Below are 13,553 nucleotides of genomic sequence, written 5' to 3'. Positions count from 1 at the left end.
CGCCCCGTCCGACCGGCCATCAAGAAGCCGGCTTACCCCACGAGATGCCCATGAGCCCGTCCACCGCCCTCCCCGCCGCTTTCGCGGATTCGCCCCTGAGCGTCAACCGCCTGGCCGCCGTCCAGGTCCAGGCCCTGCTGGAGCGTGCCGATGCCCTGCGACTCCAGGTCCGCCGCGACCCCCGCGGCACCACCTTCATCGACGCCGGCATCGCCACCCGCGGCAGCACCGAGGCCGGCCTGCGCATCGCCGAGATCTGCATGGGTGGCCTCGGCCAGGTCGGCCTGAGCACGCGCGCCGACAGCGCCTGGGCCGACTGGCCGAGCTGGATCGAGGTGCGGAGCGCGCAACCCGTGCTGGCCTGCCTGGCCAGCCAGTACGCCGGCTGGAGCCTGTCGGCCAGCAAGGAGGAGGCCGGCGGCAAGAAGTTTTTCAGCCTCGGCTCCGGGCCGGCGCGCGCGCTGGCGCAGAAGGAGGCGCTCTACGCCGAGCTCGGCTACCGCGACCAGGCCGAGGCCGCCGTGCTGGTGCTGGAGGTCGACCGCGAACCCCCGTCCGTCGTGCTCGACAAGATCCTGCGCGACTGCGGCCTGCAGCCGCCGCAGCTGACGATCATCCTCACCCCCACGCGCAGCCTGGCGGGCACCACGCAGGTCGTCGGCCGGGTGCTGGAGGTGGCGCTGCACAAGGCCCACGAACTGCACTTTCCGCTGGCGCAGATCGTCGACGGCAGCGCCAGCGCCCCCCTGCCCCCCCCGGCCGCCGACGGCCTGGAGGCCATGGGCCGCACCAACGACGCCATCCTCTACGGCGGCCGCGTGCACCTGACGGTGGACGCCGATGACGCCGCCGCGCGCCAGCTGGCGCAGCAGCTGCCCGCGCTGAACTCACGCGACTACGGCAAGGGCTTCGCCGAGATCTTCAAGGCCGCCGACTACGATTTCTACAAGATCGACGGCGCGCTGTTCGCACCGGCCGAGGTCTGGGTCAGCAGCTTGCAGAGCGGTGCCACCTTCCACGGCGGACGCTGCGATTACGAGCTGCTGCGTGGCCAGTGGCAGGTCGGATGCTGAGCCGAATCCGCCCGAGGCTCAGGCGATGACACTGAAGGTCGCGATCTTTGCCGACGAGACCGGCTGGCACACCCGCCAGTTGCGTGAAGCCCTGCGTGCCCGTGGTGCCGAGGGTCGCTGCGTCGACCTGGAAGCCTGCCGCATCGACACCGAGGCCAGCCGGCACGGCCTGCTCATCCCCGGCTGGGGCGATGGGCTGCCGGACGCAGCGCTGGTACGCGGCATCGCCGGCGGCAGCTTCGAGCAGGTGACCAAGCGCCTGGCCGTGCTGCACCTGCTGGAGCGCCTGGGCGTGCCGGTCTACAACCGCGGCCGGGCCATCGAGCGCAGCGTCGACAAGGCCAGCACCAGCGCCCTGCTGCATGCCGCCGGCGTGGCGACGCCACCGGCCTGGGCGATGGAATCCGAAGCCGCTGCGCAGCGCCTGCTGATGCGGGAGACCGCAGCCGGCCGCACCCTGGTGCTCAAGCCCGTCTTCGGCTCGCAGGGCAAGGGCCTGCAGCAGGTCGGCTGGGTGCGCGACGCCGACCATCCCGAGGGTCATGCCGTGCCCCTGCCGCCGCCCGCCGCGGTGCAGGGCCTGTACTACCTGCAGCGCTTCGTGCCGCCGCAAGGCGCAGCGGATGAGCCCAGCTTCGACTGGCGGGTGCTGGTCGTCGGCGGCCGGGCCCGCGCCGCCATGCAGCGGGTGAGCCGGCACTGGATTCACAACGTCGCCCAGGGCGCCCGCTGCGTGGCCGCCCCCTTGACCGAGGCCCTGGCCGAGCCGGCCGAGCAGGCCGCCCGGACCCTGGGCCTCGACTATGCAGGCGTGGACCTGATCCCCAGCCCCGGCGGACCGCAGGTGCTGGAGGTCAACGGCGTGGCCGCCTGGCGCGGCCTGCAGAAGGTCACCTCCTTCAACCTGGCCCAGGCCCTGGTCGACGACCTGCTCGACCGCGTGATGCCACGGCGCGCCCGGTCGGCGGCACGTCAGGCCTGAGCGGGCCCAGTCTGCGCTGCCCCCAAAGCCGCCGATGTCCGATCCCGCCATCCTGGCCCTGCGCCAGGCCTTCCTCGATGCATGCCGGCTCGATGTGGCCGTGCGCAAGCCCGGCAATGTCAGCCTGGCCTCGCCCGGCCACGGCATGCAGGCCCGGCACTTCCTCGACAGCGCGGCCGCGGCCGCGCCGGCCCTGATCGCCCGCGGCCGCCCGGTGGGCGAACGCATCGAGGCCGCCGTCGAGGCCACCTGGGCCGTCGCCGGCTGCAACACCAACCTCGGCATCTTGCTGCTGTGCGCGCCCCTGGCCGTGGCGGCCGAGGGCTTGCTCGACCCGCAGGCGCCGCAGGCCCTCGATCCGCAGGCCCTGCAGGCCCGCTGTGCAGCGGTCTGTCAGGCCCTGAGCCTGGACGACAGCCGCGCGGCCTACCGCGCCATCGCCCGCGCCCATCCAGGTGGCCTGGGCCGACGCGCGCAGGGCGATGTCCATGCCCCGCCGAGCCTGCCCCTGCAGGCGGCGATGGCCCTGGCCACCGACCGCGACCGCATCGCGCAGGCCTACACCCAGGGCCTGGCCGAGCTCTTCGCGCCGGGCCTTCGGCAGTGGCAGGCCGCAGCGCCCATCGGGGTCGAAGGCCTGCCGGTGGCTGCCGTGCAATCGGTCTTCCTGGCCTTCCTCGGCAGCGCGCCCGATTCACACATTGTCCGCAAGCACGGCCCGGGGCCGGCACAGGCTGTCACTGAACAGGCCCGGCGCTGGCAGCTTCGTCAGGCCCCTGGGCAGGCCTTGGACGCGCTGCATGACTTCACGGCCTGGGATGCCGAACTGAAGGCCGCAGGCCTGAACCCAGGCACCAGCGCCGATTTCACCGTGGCCACGCTGATGCTGGCCGGCCTCTGCGGCCCACGCCTGCTTCGCTAGGGTTGGCGATCATGGGCGGTGGCATGGATCGTGATAGTTTCGCCTCGTTGATGCCCGGGGCATCAGCGACCTGAGCTCGACACCTTAGACCCCTGCAAACGGAGACATCCCCATGGCAAAGATTGATCGCGTGCTCGTCGGCGAATCGCTCGTCGGTGACGGCAACGAAGTCGCCCACATCGACCTGCTCATCGGCCCGCGCGGCAGCGCCGCCGAAAGCGCCTTCGCCAACGCCCTGGTGAACAACAAGGACGGCTTCACCTCGCTGCTAGCCGTCGTCGCGCCGAACCTGCTGTGCAAGCCGGCGACCGTGATGTTCAACAAGGTCACCATCAAGGGCGCCAAGCAGGCCGTCCAGATGTTCGGCCCGGCCCAGCGCGGCGTGGCCATGGCGGTGGCCGACTCGGTCGAAGACGGCACCATCCCGGCCGACGAGGCCGACGACGTGTTCGTCAGCGTCGGCGTGTTCATCCACTGGATGGCCGACGACGACAAGAAGATCCAGGACTACAACTACGCGGCCACCCGCGAAGCCATCAAGCGCGCGGTGAACCGCGAGCCCTCGGCCAAGGAAGTCGTGGCCAAGAAGGGCAGCGCCTCGCACCCCTTCGCGCCGAATTGAGTCCGGACCGGACGGCCCTCGCCGCGGCTTCGGCTGCGGCACGTTCCACCGTCCGCTCCAGCCTCCCGGCTGTCCGAACGAGCCGACTGCCCTGCAGTCGGCTTTTTTGTGGGCTGCGCTCAGGCCTTGTCGGGCACCATGCCGTTGCCGATCAGGGACAGCACGGCCGCACCCGAAGCCGCCGGCGCGGGCAGCTCGGTCGTCACCGCGCGTCGCCGCTCGATGGCCACGCCCACGCCGTCCAGATCCGGGAACTTGCGCGGCTTCACGACGACGACCCGCACCCAGTGCGCGCGGAACTCGTGCAGCAGGATGTCGGCAATCTCCTCGGCGAAGGCCTCGAGCAGGCGCAGCCGGTGCTCGGCCATCAGGCGATGCAGTCGCTCGCGGACCTCGGCGTAGTTGATGGTGTCATCGATGTCGTCGCTGTCGCAGGCCTTGGGCCGCGGCACGCCGGCATACAGGTCGATGCGCAGGGGCTGGGTGTCGTGCAGCTCGTCGTGATGGATGCCGATCACCGTCTGGCCGACGAAGCCTTCGATGAAGATCAGGTCCAGCGGCTGCGCAGCTTCGACCGCGAGCGGAGAGGGAGGCAGCATGCCGGGCATCTGGGGGCGGGGGGCGTTCATCGGAAGTCTCCTCGGGGCGGCAGGGGTGGCCCGCAGGCCGCGGCCGATCGTGCGGTCGCTAGGCCTTTGCCGGATCGAATCATGCAGCAAGTCACGGGCCACGGACGGCTGGGGAAGGCTTCGCAATCACCGGCCCGTCCCCGGGATATGGATGCCCCGTCCCATGGGCCGGCGGCGCCACAATCGAAGGCTGCACGCCCAGCCATCCGCCCTCAAGGGACCATGCCATGAGCCTCACGGTGATCGAGAACAACCGCCACGCACACCGCGTGATGGAAGTCGTGCTGCAGGGCTTCCGCGCCGAGACCAGCGATGTCGTCGTGCAGTCCTGGCAGCGCTGCATGCAGCAGCATCATCTGCACCCCGACCGGCCGCGCAAGCCGCCGGTGCTGCCGCGCGAGCAGCTCGAAGCCCGCTGCCAGCGCCTGGCCGACCTGCTGGACTGCGCGCGCCATGAGATGGCCACCCTGTACCAGCAGCTCGCGGACCCCGAGTCCGCCGTCGTGCTGACCGACACCGAGGGCGCGATCCTGCACATGGTGTCCTCGCCCGAGTTCGCCGACGACCTGCAGCCCATGGGCTTCCACGTCGGCGCGATCTGGAGCGAGGCCGAGGCCGGCACCAATGGCATGGGCACCTGCCTGGCCTCGGCCAGCGCGGTCGCGGTCAGCCGCGACGACCACTTCTTCACGCAGTTCACCTCGCTGACCTGCTCGGCCGTGCCGATCTTCGACCCGAGTGGCGCGATGTGTGCCGTGCTCGACGTGACCAGCCGCTCCAGCCTGCCGCAGCAGCACGGCCTGGTGCTGCTGGGCATGACCGCGCAGATGGTCGAGAACCGCCTGCTCGACCTGCGCTGCCGCGATGCGCATCCGCTGCATTTCCACAGCCGGCCCGAGTTCGTCTACACGCTGCACGAGGGCCGGCTCGCGGTCAGCGGCGGCGGGCAGATCCAGGCGGCCAACCGCAGCGCGCTGATGCAGCTCGGCTTCCGCACGATGGACGAGCTGCGCGGCCGCCATGTCGACGAGATCTTCCAGACCTCGCTGGCCAATCTGCTCGAGCGCAGCAGCCGCAGCGCCTACCACCCGGTCGTGACCTACCGCGCCGCGCAGGCCGCGCACCGCTTCTTCGCGGTGGCCCGACCGCCGGCCGCCACGGCGCTCGGCGAGCGCAGCGTGCCGGTGGCCAAGCCCGGCCTGGAACCGGCGATCGACATCGTCGCGCGCCCGGTGGGCGGCGTGGCCCAGGGCGATGGGCTGCTGAATGGCGCCGACGGCGGAACGTCCGGGGCCTTCGGCGACCCGCGTCTGGCCACCCAGCTGCACCGTGCGGCACGGGCCATCTCGCGCCAGATTCCGGTGCTGCTGCAGGGCGAGACCGGGGCAGGCAAGGAGGTCTTCGCGCGCGCGCTGCATGGCCGCAGCCCGAACGCGGGCGGGGCCTTCGTCGCGGTGAACTGCGCCAGCCTGCCGGAAAGCCTGATCGAGAGCGAACTCTTCGGCTACCGTGCCGGCGCCTTCACCGGCGCGCAGCGCAGCGGCCGGCGCGGCAAGGTGCTGCAGGCCGACCGCGGCACGCTCTTCCTCGACGAGATCGGCGACATGCCGCTGGAGCTCCAGGCCCGGCTGCTGCGCGTGCTCGACGAGCGCCAGGTCACGCCCCTGGGCAGCGAGGAGACCGTGCCGGTCGAGTTCCAGCTCATCAGCGCCAGCCACCGTGACCTGCCGGCCCTGGTGCAGGCCGGTCGCTTCCGCGAAGACCTGTACTACCGCCTCTGCGGCCTGGCCGTCATGCTGCCGCCGCTGCGCGAGCGCAGCGACCAGCGCGAGCTGATCCTGGCCCTGCTCGCCACCGAGGCCGGTCCCGAGGCCACGCTGAGCGCGCGAGCGATGGACCGCCTGCTGGCCCATCCCTGGCCGGGCAATGTGCGGCAGCTGCGCCACGTGCTGCGCACGGCCGTGGCCCTGGCCGATGGCCACCGCATCGATGCCGAGCACCTGGCCCAGCTGGCCAGCGTGGCTGCCCCCTCGGCCGCGCCCGCCCTGGCCGCGCCGCAGCCGCTCGCCGACGCGATCGAGGAGGACGAGGCCCAGCCCGACCCCGCCGCCCACCTGAACGTGATCCAGGCCAATGAACGCGAGGTGCTGATGCGCCTGCTCAACGAGCAGCGCTGGAACGTCAGCAAGGTCGCCCAGGCGCTGGGCGTGAGCCGCAACACCCTCTACCGCAAGCTGCACAAGCTGCACATTCCGCTGACCCACGCGCGATGAGTTCCGACCCCGCCGCTGCAGCCGCACGGCCGCCCCAGCGCTTTGCCTTCGCGATCACCGGTTCCGGCCACTTCCTCGAAGAGTCTCTCGCCCTCGCACGCCGCCTGCCCGATGTGGACCTGCTGCTGTCGGCCGCCGGCGAGGAGGTGCTGCCCATGTACGGCCACCCCCTCGACCGCCTGAAGCAGCACTTCCGCGTCGTGCGCGACAAGACGGCCAGCGCCGTGCCCGTGGGCCAGATCTACGAAGAGGCCTATCACACCATCGTCGTCGCGCCGGCCACCAGCAACACGGTGGCCAAGATCGCCTACGGCCTCTCGGACACCTTGCCCACGAACATGGTCGCGCAGGCCGGCAAGCTGGGCATCCCGAGCATCGTCTTCGCCTGCGACACCGAGCCCGTGGTGCTGACCACCGCGCCCAAGACCTCGGACCAGGACTGGTTCACCCTGAGGCCGCGCCGCATCGAGCTGGCCAATGTCGAGCGCCTGCGCACGATGGAATTCATCGAAGTCGTCTGCGATCCGGCCCAGCTCGAAGCCGCGCTGGCGCGTCGCCTCGACCAGCTCGGCCTGGCCTGGGCGGCCTGAAGCCGGCCCCGGCCCTTGCCCGCGATGGAGCACCTCGTCTTCCTCACCGGCCGCCTGGCCGAGCCGGCGCTGCGCCGCGTGCTGGGCAGCTTCCAGCCGCCGTCCTTCAGCTGGGAGGTGCGCGAGATCGGCCTGCAGGTCGCCGCGCTGATGACGGCCGACATGGTCAAGCGCCGCGTGCCGGCGCCGCTGATCACCCCGGCGGCCGGGGGCCAGCCCGAGCGCCGCGCCGACCGCCTCATCCTGCCGGGCCGCTGCCGGGGCGAAGTCGAGGCCCTGTCGGCCCATTACGGCATCCCCGTGCAGCGCGGGCCCGAGGAGCTGAAGGACCTGCCGGCCTTCTTCAAGCGCGCGGCCACCGCGGTGGACCTGGGCCAGTACCGGACGCGGATCTTTGCCGAGATCACCGATGCCGCGCGGCTCAGCGTCGACGAGGTGCTGGCCAAGGCCCGCGCCTACGCGGCCGACGGCGCCGACGTGATCGACCTCGGCGGCCTGCCGGCCACGCCCTTTCCCCACCTGGAGGACTGCGTGCGCGAGCTCAAGGCCGAGGGCCTGAAGGTCAGCGTCGATTCGCTCGACCCGCAGGAACTGCTGCGCGGCGGCCGGGCCGGTGCGGATCACCTGCTGAGCCTGCGCCTGGACACGCTGTGGATCGCCGACGAGGTCGACAGCATTCCCGTGCTGATCCCGCGCGAGCCCAGCGACGAGGCCTCGCTGCATGCCGCCATCGACGCCATGCTCGCGCGCGGCAAGCCCTTCCTGGCCGATCCCATCCTCGACCCCCTGCCCTTCGGCCTGCTCGAATCGCTGTGCCGCTACCAGCGGCTGCGGCAGCGCTATCCGCAGGTCGAGATCATGGTCGGCGTGGGCAATGTGACGGAGCTGACCGAGGTCGACACCGCCGGCCTCAATGCCCTGCTGCTCGGCGTCTGCGCCGAGCTGGACGCCGCCGCCATCCTGACCACCCAGGTCAGTCCGCATGCCCGCCGTGCGGTGGCCGAGGCCGATGCGGCCCGCCGCATCATGCACGCCGCCATGCAGCAGCAGATGCTGCCCAAGGGTCTGAGCGACCGGCTGATGACCGTGCATGCCAAGCGGCCGTGGACGGACAGCGCCGAGGAGATTGCCGCCACCGCCGCCCAGGTGCGCGACCCCAACTTCCGTGTGCAGATCGCGCCCGAGGGCATCCACGTCTACAACCGCGAGGGCCTGCGCGTCGCGCAGGATGCCTTCGCGCTCTGGCCGCAGCTCGGCCTGGAGAACGACGCCGCCCATGCCTTCTACATGGGCGTGGAACTGGCCCGGGCCGAGATCGCCTGGCAGCTCGGCAAGCGCTATGTGCAGGATCAGCCGCTGGACTGGGGCGTGGCCCATGCCCGCGCGGCCGGCGACGACGGCGCCTACTGCGCGCCCGGCAGCACGCTGACCCACAGGACCCCGAGGCCGGCAGCGGCCGACGCGAACGCCGCCTCGCCCCCGCCGGCCACTGCCGAGGTCCCCGGCCCGGCGGCCGATGCAGCCGGCGATCCGGCCCCCGCCCCATGAACGATTCCATCTTCGAAGCCGTCGTCAGCACCAGCTCGACGGACGGCCAGGCCAATGTCGCGCCGCTGGGCGTGCGCTACCGCGGCGACGAGGTGGTGCTGATGCCCTTCGCGCCCTCGACCACGCTGGACAACATCCTGGCCACCCGCGCCGCGGTGCTGAACCTGAGCACCGATGTGCGCGTGATCGCCGGCAGCGTGACCGGCCGCCGCCAGTGGCCGCTGGTCGAGGTGCCGGGCGTGGCCGGCGTGCGCAACCGCCGCCTGGCCGACACCCTGCGCCACCTGGCGCTGGAGCTGGTCGAGGCCAGCGAGCAGGTGCAGGAAGCCACCCGCCGTCCCGTGCTGCGCCTGCGCGTGCTGCACGACGTGACGCATGCGCCCTGGCCCGGCTTCAAGCGCGCCCAGGCCGCCGTGCTGGAAGGCGCGGTGCTGGTCAGCCGCCTGCACCTGCTGCCGCGGGCCAAGGTGGAGGCCGAGATGGCCTACCTTCAGATCGCCATCGACAAGACGGCCGATGCGGCCGAGCGCGAGGCCTGGTCCTGGCTGGTCGAGGCCGTGCGGGCCCACCACGCCAGGCCCGCGGCGGAGGGAGGCCGATGAATGCGCCGCTGCCGCGCGGCGTCTGCCCGCCGCTGGACGCGCCGGGCGGGCCGAGGGTCGCGCCGCGGCCCTCGGCACCCCGGCTGCTGGTCAGCGTGCGCGACACGGCCGAGGCCCTGCAGGCCGCTGCCGGGGGCGCGGCCATCATCGACGCCAAGGAACCCGCCACCGGCGCCCTGGGCGCCGTGCCCGAGGCGGTGCTGCGGCAGCTCGTCACCGCCCTGCGCGCGGCCGGCCATGGGCAGCCGGTCAGCGCCACCATCGGCGACGGGCCCTGGGACGACGTGGCCGCGCTGGAGGCCCGCGTGCGCGCCACGGCCGCCTGCGGCGTGCAATGGGTCAAGGTCGGCGCCGGGCCGGGCGACGCCCGCAGCCTGGTCGCCCTGGGCCGCCTTCAGGCCCGGCTGCGGGCCGAGCAGGACGCCGCCGAATCCGCCGGCCAGCCCCGCCCCCTGCTCGCCTGGCGCGGCCTGGTGCCGGTGCTGCTGGCCGATGCCGGCCTGGACAGCTGCCGGCTGAACGCCGCGCTGCGCAGCGGCTTCCCTGCCCTCATGCTGGACACCGCCGACAAGCGCGGTGGCAGCCTGCTGGCCCGCCGCCCGGCGGCCGAGCTGCAGGCCTTCGTGCAGGCCGTGCAGGCCACCGGGGCCTGGGCCGGCTTGGCCGGCTCGCTGCGTCTCGACGAACTGCCCGCGCTGCGCCGCTTCGGCGCCGACCTGCTCGGCTTCCGTGGCGCCGTCTGCGACAGCGACCGTGCCGGCCGGCTGGCACCCGAACGCCTGACGGCGCTGCGCGCCGCGCTGGGCCCCGCGTGACCCCCCTCGCCGGCTCCTGAGACGGGGCGGGCCGACCCGCAGCTCGGGGGGCTGCAGGTCGCACGCGCACGAATCCTGCACTCGGCCGGGACATGACGCCCTCGCCGCCCGCCTCCTCCCCGTCGCCCGGGCCCGGCGCCCCGGCGCTGCGCATCGTGATCGTCGGTGCCGGCTTCGCCGGCACCACCCTGGCGCGGGCACTGAGGCGCTGGCGCGGCCCGGCGATCGAGCTGACCCTGGTCTCCGACGAGAGCTACACCACCTTCAATCCCATGCTGCCCGAGGCGGTCGGGGCCTCGGTCTTCCCCGAGCAGGTCGTTGTGCCGGTGCGCGAGATGCTCCGGCCCGCGCCCGGCCGGCGCTTCGTGATGGGCGAGGTCCGGGGCGTGGACTGGAGCGCCCGCCTGCTGCACTGCCAGACCCTGGCCGGCCCGCAGGCCCTGCCCTGGGACCATCTGGTGCTGGCGGTCGGCAGCGCCGCGCGCCTGGACCTGATGCCCGGCATGGCGGAACACGCGCTGCCGCTGAAGACCGTGGGCGACGCCATGCACATCCGCAACACCGTGCTGCGCCGCCTGGCCCGCATCGAGCTGGAGACCGACCCCGCCCTGCGCCACGAGCTGGGCCATTTCATCGTGGTCGGGGGCGGCTTCTCGGGCGTGGAGGTCGCGGGCGAGCTGGTCGACTGCCTGCACAGCATGCGCCGCTACTACCCCGAGGTGGCGGCCCGGGAACTGAAGGTCAGCGTGCTGCACGGCGGCGACCGCCTGCTGCCCGAGCTGCCGCCCGGCCTGGGCGAGGCGGCCGAGCGCTCGCTGCGGCAACGGGGCGTGGCGGTGCTGCTGAAGGCCCGCGCGCAGCGCGTGCGTGAGGACGGGGTCGATCTCGACGACGGCCGCGCCCTGGCCGGCCGCACGGTGATCGCCACGGCCGGCGTGCGCGCCCAGGCCCTGACGCTGCAGCTCGGCCTGCCGCTGGTGCAGGGGCGCATCGTCGCGGCGGCGGATCTGTCGGTGCCCGGCCACGAGGGCGTGTGGGCGCTGGGCGACTGCGCCTACGTGCCCAATGGCCGCAGCGGTCAGGTCGCGCCGCCCACCGCCCAGTTCGCGGTGCGGCAGGCGCGCCACCTGGCGGCCAATCTGGCCGCCGCGGTGGCCGGCCGGCCGACCCGACCTTTCCACCACCGGGCGCTCGGCATGATGGCCGCCATCGGCCACCGCAAGGGGGTGGCCCAGGCCGGTCCCTTCCAGCTCAGCGGCCTGCCGGCCTGGCTGATGTGGCGGGCCTACTACCTGAGCCAGATCCCCTCCACCGGCCGGCGGCTGCGGGTGTTCTTCGAATGGGTCTGGGGCATGGTGACGCCGACCGACATCACCCACCTGCGCTTCCAGCGCAGCCCCGGCCGGCTCCCTCCCGCCGCGCGGACCGAGCCGGCCCTGCCCCCCGGGGCGCCCGCCGCAAGACCCTGAAAAAGGCCCGCGCGCGGCGGGCCGGATCGGACGGCGAGGCGGCTCGTTCAGGCCGCGACCAGCTTGCGCAGCACCGTCTCCAGCGAAGCCACGCTGCGGTCGACGTTCTTCAGCTTGTCGAGCCCGAAGAGGCCGACGCGGAAGGTGCGGAATGCCGGCCCCTCATCCAGGGCCAGGGGCACGCCGGCCGCAATCTGCAGGCCTTCGGCCGCGAAGCGCGAGCCGTTCTGCCAGGCCGGATCGGCGGTGTAGCTGACGACCACGCCCGGGGCCTGAAAGCCGTCGGCCGCCACGCTGGGCACCTTCAGCTCGGCCATCAGGGTGCGCACGCGGCGGCCCAGCTCCCATTGCGCAGCCGCGGCCTGGGCGAAGCCGAAGTCGCGCGTCTCGGCCATCACATTGCGGGCGACGACCATGGACTCGGTGGGCATGGTCGCGTGGTAGGCATGGGCGCCCGATTCGTAGGTGGCCATGATCTGCAGCCACTTCTTCAGGTCGATGGCGAAGCTGCTGCTGGTGGTGGACTCGATCGCCCGGTGTGCGCGCTCGCTGAACATCACGAAGCCGGCGCAGGGCGGGCCGCTCCAGCCCTTCTGCGGGGCCGAGACCAGCAGGTCGACCCCGGTGGCCTGCATGTCGACCCAGGCGCAGCCCGAGGCAATGCAGTCCAGCACGAAGAGGCCGCCGACGGCGTGGGTGGCGTCGGCCACGGCCTTCAGGTAGCTGTCCGGCAGGATCATCCCGGCCGAGGTCTCGACATGCGGGGCGAAGACGACCGCCGGCTTCTCGCGCGCGATGGTGGCCAGCACCTCGTCGAGGGCCGGCGGGGCGTAGGGCGCCGTGTCGCCGGGGCCGGTCTTGGCCGCGCGCAGCACGGTGGGCTCGGAGGGGATGTGGCCCATCTCGAAGATCTGCGACCAGCGGTAGCTGAACCAGCCGTTGCGGATCACCAGCACGCGCTGGCCGGTGGCGAACTGGCGGGCCACCGCCTCCATGCCGAAGCTGCCGCTGCCCGGCACGATGGCCACGGCATGGGCCTGGTAGGCGGCCTTGAGGATGCCGGAGATGTCGCGCATCACGCCGCCGAACTTCTTCGACATGTGATTGAGCGAGCGGTCGGTGTAGACCACCGAGTACTCGAGCAGGCCGTCGGGGTCGACGTTGGAAAGCAGGGCGGGCATGGCAGGTACAGCAAAAAAGGCCCGAGGGCCTGGGACGGGCAGCTTATCAGCGCAGGCCAGCGCACGGGACCCAGGGGCTGCCCCGGGCCCGCAAAGGCCCGGGATGTGCCAGCGGCGGCGGACAAGCGGGGCTGGATCGGCCAAGAATCGGGTCCCGCGTCGAAACCCTTCCCCCGGCCATGCCCCAGCTCCCGCGCGCACCTCGCCCGACCACGGCCTGGTCCCCCGCCTCCCGATCCGGTCTGCGGCTGGCCCTGGGCAGCCTGCTGCTGGCCGCGCCGCTGGCCGGCGCGGCGCCGGAGCCTCCGCGCAGCACATGGTTCGAGGTGCGGGAGCAGCCGGGCGGCCTGCAAAGCCTGAGCGGCCCCCACCCGACCGAGCTGGCCTGCAAGAAGGCGATGAATCGCAACGAAGCGGGACGGCGCTGCGTCGAGCGTCCGCCCGAGACGCTGCCGCGACCTGCCTCAGCGCCCGAGGCGGCGGGCCCAGTCGGCGGGATCGAAGCCCACCGTCAGCGCGCCGTCGGGCCACTGCACGAGCGGGCGCTTGATCAGGCTGGGCTGGGCCTGTAGGAGCCGGTCCAGGCCCTCGGGCGTCGCCGCGGCGGCCTGCTGGCCGGGGTCGAGCTTGCGCCAGCTCGTGCCCTGGCGGTTCAGCAGACGGTCGGCGCCCACGGCGGCACGCCAGCCCGCCAGCGCGCCGGGGGGCACGCCGAGCTTCTTGAAGTCGTGGAACAGGTGGTCCACGCCCTGCTCGGCCAGCCAGGCGCGGGCGCGCTTGACGGTGTCGCAGTTCGGGATGCCGTGGAGGATCAGGGGCTGCATGGTCCGAGTGTCGCAAGCCGCGC

The 13,553-nt window shown here is 72.8% G+C and carries 13 protein-coding genes; 10 read left to right on the top strand and 3 right to left on the bottom strand.

The window, feature by feature from the left end; all coding sequences use genetic code 11:
• Positions 1–44: 44 nt before the first annotated feature.
• From mch to fae, 4 genes are all read left to right on the top strand, one after another.
• Positions 45–1,073 (top strand): methenyltetrahydromethanopterin cyclohydrolase, encoded by a 1,029-nt coding sequence (gene mch / locus H4F90_RS01885; protein WP_182660947.1) that lies wholly within the window; start codon positions 45–47, stop codon positions 1,071–1,073.
• Positions 1,074–1,098: 25 nt separating this feature from the next.
• Positions 1,099–2,055 (top strand): ATP-grasp domain-containing protein, encoded by a 957-nt coding sequence (locus H4F90_RS01880; protein ID WP_182660945.1) that lies wholly within the window; start codon positions 1,099–1,101, stop codon positions 2,053–2,055.
• A gap of 34 nt (positions 2,056–2,089) precedes the next feature.
• On the top strand, positions 2,090–2,977 hold the full coding sequence (locus H4F90_RS01875; protein ID WP_182660943.1) for a triphosphoribosyl-dephospho-CoA synthase: 888 nt from the start codon (positions 2,090–2,092) through the stop codon (positions 2,975–2,977).
• Between the two features lie 112 nt (positions 2,978–3,089).
• Entirely contained in the window at positions 3,090–3,599 is a 510-nt protein-coding gene (gene fae, locus H4F90_RS01870) for a formaldehyde-activating enzyme (RefSeq protein WP_182660941.1), read from the top strand.
• A gap of 119 nt (positions 3,600–3,718) precedes the next feature.
• Here the strand turns inward: fae and H4F90_RS01865 are convergent, their stop codons facing one another.
• Positions 3,719–4,228 (bottom strand): dihydroneopterin aldolase, encoded by a 510-nt coding sequence (locus tag H4F90_RS01865; RefSeq protein ID WP_182660939.1) that lies wholly within the window; start codon positions 4,226–4,228, stop codon positions 3,719–3,721.
• 227 nt (positions 4,229–4,455) lie between these two features.
• Here H4F90_RS01865 and H4F90_RS01860 point away from each other — a divergent pair, with 227 nt between their 5' ends.
• The 6 genes from H4F90_RS01860 to H4F90_RS01835 all read left to right on the top strand — a co-directional run bounded on the left by H4F90_RS01860 (position 4,456) and on the right by H4F90_RS01835 (position 11,525).
• The gene (locus tag H4F90_RS01860) at positions 4,456–6,501 is read left to right on the top strand and encodes a sigma-54-dependent Fis family transcriptional regulator (protein WP_182660937.1); all 2,046 of its coding nucleotides are present in this window, start codon (positions 4,456–4,458) and stop codon (positions 6,499–6,501) included.
• Positions 6,498–7,091, top strand: coding sequence for a flavoprotein (locus H4F90_RS01855; protein ID WP_182660935.1), 594 nt, complete (start codon positions 6,498–6,500; stop codon positions 7,089–7,091). Before H4F90_RS01860 ends, H4F90_RS01855 begins: the two co-directional genes overlap by 4 nt.
• 24 nt (positions 7,092–7,115) lie before the next feature.
• Positions 7,116–8,639: a DUF6513 domain-containing protein gene (locus H4F90_RS01850; protein ID WP_220486031.1), complete on the top strand. Its 1,524-nt coding sequence runs from the start codon at positions 7,116–7,118 to the stop codon at positions 8,637–8,639.
• The gene (locus tag H4F90_RS01845) at positions 8,636–9,241 is read left to right on the top strand and encodes a DUF447 domain-containing protein (RefSeq protein WP_182660933.1); all 606 of its coding nucleotides are present in this window, start codon (positions 8,636–8,638) and stop codon (positions 9,239–9,241) included. Before H4F90_RS01850 ends, H4F90_RS01845 begins: the two co-directional genes overlap by 4 nt.
• On the top strand, positions 9,238–10,056 hold the full coding sequence (locus tag H4F90_RS01840; protein WP_182660931.1) for a (5-formylfuran-3-yl)methyl phosphate synthase: 819 nt from the start codon (positions 9,238–9,240) through the stop codon (positions 10,054–10,056). Before H4F90_RS01845 ends, H4F90_RS01840 begins: the two co-directional genes overlap by 4 nt.
• Before the next feature lie 92 nt (positions 10,057–10,148).
• Positions 10,149–11,525, top strand: coding sequence for an NAD(P)/FAD-dependent oxidoreductase (locus H4F90_RS01835; protein ID WP_182660929.1), 1,377 nt, complete (start codon positions 10,149–10,151; stop codon positions 11,523–11,525).
• Between the two features lie 47 nt (positions 11,526–11,572).
• On the opposite strand, the gene H4F90_RS01830 is transcribed toward H4F90_RS01835, so the two are convergent.
• Together H4F90_RS01830 and H4F90_RS01825 are read right to left on the bottom strand one after the other, a co-directional pair.
• Positions 11,573–12,706: an aminotransferase class V-fold PLP-dependent enzyme gene (locus tag H4F90_RS01830; RefSeq protein ID WP_182660927.1), complete on the bottom strand. Its 1,134-nt coding sequence runs from the start codon at positions 12,704–12,706 to the stop codon at positions 11,573–11,575.
• 464 nt (positions 12,707–13,170) lie between these two features.
• Positions 13,171–13,530, bottom strand: a complete 360-nt coding sequence (locus tag H4F90_RS01825; RefSeq protein WP_182660925.1) for a Spx/MgsR family RNA polymerase-binding regulatory protein — start codon at positions 13,528–13,530, stop codon at positions 13,171–13,173.
• Positions 13,531–13,553 lie beyond the last annotated feature (23 nt).

The organism is Aquariibacter albus (assembly GCF_014145335.1).
In the GTDB taxonomy this organism is placed as follows: domain Bacteria; phylum Pseudomonadota; class Gammaproteobacteria; order Burkholderiales; family Burkholderiaceae_C; genus Aquariibacter; species Aquariibacter albus.
Note: the sequence above shows the minus strand (reverse complement) of the source record. Positions and strands in the feature narration are given on the sequence as shown.